Consider the following 3,055-nt stretch of genomic DNA (forward strand, 5'->3'; position numbering starts at 1 on the left):
CTTTTGTATTTTGCCTCATTTTTTGCTTTTACATTATAGAAAGATTGAAACTATCGTTTCTGTTTTTAGTTATTGGTTTCTGGTTTTTAGTAAAACAAGAATTGGTTTGAAGTGCATCATAGCATCTAATTGAAGGAAATTTAGCTGATTAGGATAAATCATATCTATTTTTACTTTTTCTTTACCAAATACTATATATCAACTGCTAAATACCGGTTTTATGTCTGACTAAAAACTGAAAACAAAAAACTATAAACTTTTAACCGCGATTATTACCCGCAATCAAAAAAAAGGAGGTGAGAAAATGCCAGTAGTAGTTGTACCATATGACTCTGTTTTGCAGCTCAGATTGGTTACCGGAACAGATCCTGATTCTGGAAATTCCATAATCAAAACCAAGAGCTTTAACAAAGTCAAAGAATCAGCAACCGAACAGGATGTGTTTGATGTTGCCAACCAGTTAGCCAGCCTGCAAAATTACAGCCTGGATGAAATCAGACTAAACCAATCTGCTCAGCTAACATCTTAAGAAAAACAAGGAACTAAATTTTGGTAATGAAATTAAAAAATAATAGAAAGGAGGAAACTATGTCTACTACTCTCGGTGATGTAACCAGTTATAAAAGGTTATATATGCAATTTAGAGACAGTGAAGGTAACCTTGTCAATCTGACACTTGATAATCCCAAAAATTTAGATGATGGGGATTATGTTGATTTAGAAGCCCAGGATGCAGCTATTGAAGCAGTCATGGATGTTGTTCTCGCCAGGAACATTTTCCAAAATAAGGGAAATGACCTGGTAGAAAAAGTTAATGCCCGTATCCTGGATTACCAATCCACTGATGTTATGGATGTTACAGAATAAAATTTAAGAATTAATTGTTCGTAACATTTTAAACTATTGAATGCCGGGAGTCTTGTCAGGCTTCCGGCTGTTTTATAGTCCAAATTTAGAAATTATTTTTTGTAATAAGAAAAGGAGAAAAAATGAATATATTGTTTAGTAAATTTTTACTGGAGGGTTTACTGGTTCTGGCAGTATCTATCGGATTTGGTTTTTTAAGGAACAAGTTAGGAAATGACCGCGCAGAAACTATTAAAAAGGCATTGCTGACAGCGATGCTCTGGGCAGAGGAAGAATTCGGTATCGGACAGGGTGACAAAAAATGGGAAGAGGCCTGGAATAAATTGCTGGAAATTTTGAAAGATAAAAAAATATATTTAAAGGCACAGGAAACAAGGGAACTGAAAACTTTAATGAAAGCCAATATTCACAGGGTAAACAGGGAATATTATGATTCTCTTTTGAAAAAAGAAAGCTTTCTTGGACCAATAGAAGAAATCAGATTAGGATATAAAGATTGAAATGATAATTACAAATTCAATAAATAACATTTTTGTCGCTGAATTTTTTTCCCTTAATGAATTTCAGTGTCCCTGCTGTTGCTGTGTAAAACTTCATTCATTGTTGTTACAAAAATTAAAAGGATTGCGTTACAGGATTAAAAAGCCGGTTATAATTACTTCCGGCTATCGTTGTCCAAAATATAATATGGAAACAGGTGGAGTTAAAAACAGTTACCATCTCCTTGGTATGGCAGCTGATATCTATGTGCCGGGGATTTCTCTTGCCGAACTTCTGCAGGTTGCCCGTGAATTTGGATTTCAGGGAATCGGTTTTTACCCCCGGAGAAATTTCCTGCACCTGGATATCCGTGCCACAGATCAGACAGTTTACTGGCAGGGATAATTATAAAAAGTAAAGGTGATAAAAAATGAGTATTATAGATTTAACACAAATAATTACAAACCAGGGTTTTCCTATAGCCCTGTCAATTTTTTTAATCTTTCGAATTGACCGGTTCATGCAACAGCTTGTTTCTACTCAGAAGGAAGGATACCAGCAAATTTTTAAACAGGTTTCAATAGTGCAAAAAACACTAAATCAGTTAAACCAGCAAAATAGGGATTACTATTCTCTTTACTATAATGAAATGCAAAGAGAATTAACCAGCATTAAAGCCCATATTCAAAAAGCTTCTTAGCCTTTAAGTTAAGAAGCTTTTTTATATTTTTTTATTATTTTAAATTAAATATTAAACCTCCCCCTAACCCTCTCCTCGTGAGAAGAGTGGGAAACAATAACCTCCTTTGAGAAAGGCTTACCTATCCGTCTCCTCTCCCTTAAGATGAGGATTACATCCTATTTCATTTCCTCCCCCTTGAGGAGGGAGGATAAAGGTGGGGGTGGGGTTGCAGAATTTTCATATATTTTTCTTACAATTTATTTAATCATTACCGCTTTCTAAAAAGGTCATTTTTTAAGGTTAAATAAAATTTTACTTTCCTGTTACGCTTTAACAGCTTTTTTCCTGAAGAAAACTATTCCTATTACAATCAATACCATTGCCAGCCCAGTTACATATACAATAGTCATAATTGGCTGGGAACTGACAGAATATCTTTTTATAATAATCCCCAGATAAGCCCAGAGAATCACAACACTATAGGCTATATCTCCTCTCTGGAAAATATTGATGAATGTAATTACAGTTCCGGCCAAAATAACCAGCACCGTCCAGAATATCTCTGAAAAACCCCATCCGCTCCATTGATAGTTAACCAAAACTGCTGTAATATTGGCTATTGTAGCCACTGTAATCCAACCCAGATAAAGGCTGAAAGGAAGATGTACAAAATAAAGAATAGGTGGCTCAACACGTTTTCTGCCTATATCCAAATTAAGATAAATCATTATTAATGAAAACAATAAAACAAGCATAGCTACCAGTGATAGCAGTACCTGACGGTAATGCCAGGCAAATATCCAGCCGGCATTGGCAAGACAGCTCAGCAGAAAATACCCGCCAATTGCCTGCAGATAAGGCATTTTTATTTTCTGTTTTGAAAGCAAATCCCGTGCCTGATATACAATGAACGCAGCTAAAGCCAGGTAAATGACTCCCCAGATAGAAAAGGTCAAACCGGCCGGAGTAAATAAGTTGGGATAAAGATCAGAGAGCTCTCCGGTAGTGTTGCCTCCTAATGGCAGG

6 protein-coding genes are annotated in these 3,055 nt (G+C 35.7%); 5 read left to right on the forward strand and 1 reads right to left on the reverse strand.

Going from position 1 to position 3,055, the window contains the following annotated elements; all coding sequences use genetic code 11:
* The first annotated feature begins 304 nt into the window (after window positions 1–304).
* From PHQ99_08395 to PHQ99_08415, 5 genes are all read left to right on the forward strand, one after another.
* Entirely contained in the window at window positions 305–529 is a 225-nt protein-coding gene (locus tag PHQ99_08395; protein MDD4289590.1) for a DUF1659 domain-containing protein, read from the forward strand.
* 59 nt (window positions 530–588) lie between these two features.
* Window positions 589–867 carry a DUF2922 domain-containing protein gene (locus PHQ99_08400; GenBank protein ID MDD4289591.1) on the forward strand — a complete coding sequence of 93 codons (279 nt, stop codon included), beginning with the start codon at window positions 589–591 and terminating at the stop codon, window positions 865–867.
* 122 nt (window positions 868–989) lie between these two features.
* Window positions 990–1,367, forward strand: a complete 378-nt coding sequence (locus tag PHQ99_08405; protein MDD4289592.1) for a hypothetical protein — start codon at window positions 990–992, stop codon at window positions 1,365–1,367.
* A gap of 1 nt (window position 1,368) precedes the next feature.
* Complete coding sequence (locus PHQ99_08410) at window positions 1,369–1,752, forward strand: D-Ala-D-Ala carboxypeptidase family metallohydrolase (protein ID MDD4289593.1); 384 nt, start codon at window positions 1,369–1,371, stop codon at window positions 1,750–1,752.
* A 25-nt stretch (window positions 1,753–1,777) separates the two neighbouring features.
* Entirely contained in the window at window positions 1,778–2,047 is a 270-nt protein-coding gene (locus tag PHQ99_08415) for a hypothetical protein (GenBank protein ID MDD4289594.1), read from the forward strand.
* 305 nt (window positions 2,048–2,352) lie between these two features.
* On the opposite strand, the gene PHQ99_08420 is transcribed toward PHQ99_08415, so the two are convergent.
* On the reverse strand, window positions 2,353–3,054 hold the full coding sequence (locus PHQ99_08420; protein MDD4289595.1) for a hypothetical protein: 702 nt from the start codon (window positions 3,052–3,054) through the stop codon (window positions 2,353–2,355).
* Window position 3,055 lies beyond the last annotated feature (1 nt).

The sequence above is a fragment of the Atribacterota bacterium genome, from assembly GCA_028703475.1.
In the GTDB taxonomy this organism is placed as follows: Bacteria; Atribacterota; Phoenicimicrobiia; order Phoenicimicrobiales; family Stramentimicrobiaceae; genus JAQVMU01.

Bases quoted from the DNA above. Each gene is read 5' to 3' on its own strand.
- PHQ99_08395 (MDD4289590.1), top strand. From the start codon at position 305: ATGCCAGTAGTAGTTGTACCATATGACTCTGTTTTGCAGCTCAGATTG.
- PHQ99_08400 (MDD4289591.1), top strand. From the start codon at position 589: ATGTCTACTACTCTCGGTGATGTAACCAGTTATAAAAGGTTATATATG.
- PHQ99_08405 (MDD4289592.1), top strand. From the start codon at position 990: ATGAATATATTGTTTAGTAAATTTTTACTGGAGGGTTTACTGGTTCTG.
- PHQ99_08410 (MDD4289593.1), top strand. From the start codon at position 1,369: ATGATAATTACAAATTCAATAAATAACATTTTTGTCGCTGAATTTTTT.
- PHQ99_08415 (MDD4289594.1), top strand. From the start codon at position 1,778: ATGAGTATTATAGATTTAACACAAATAATTACAAACCAGGGTTTTCCT.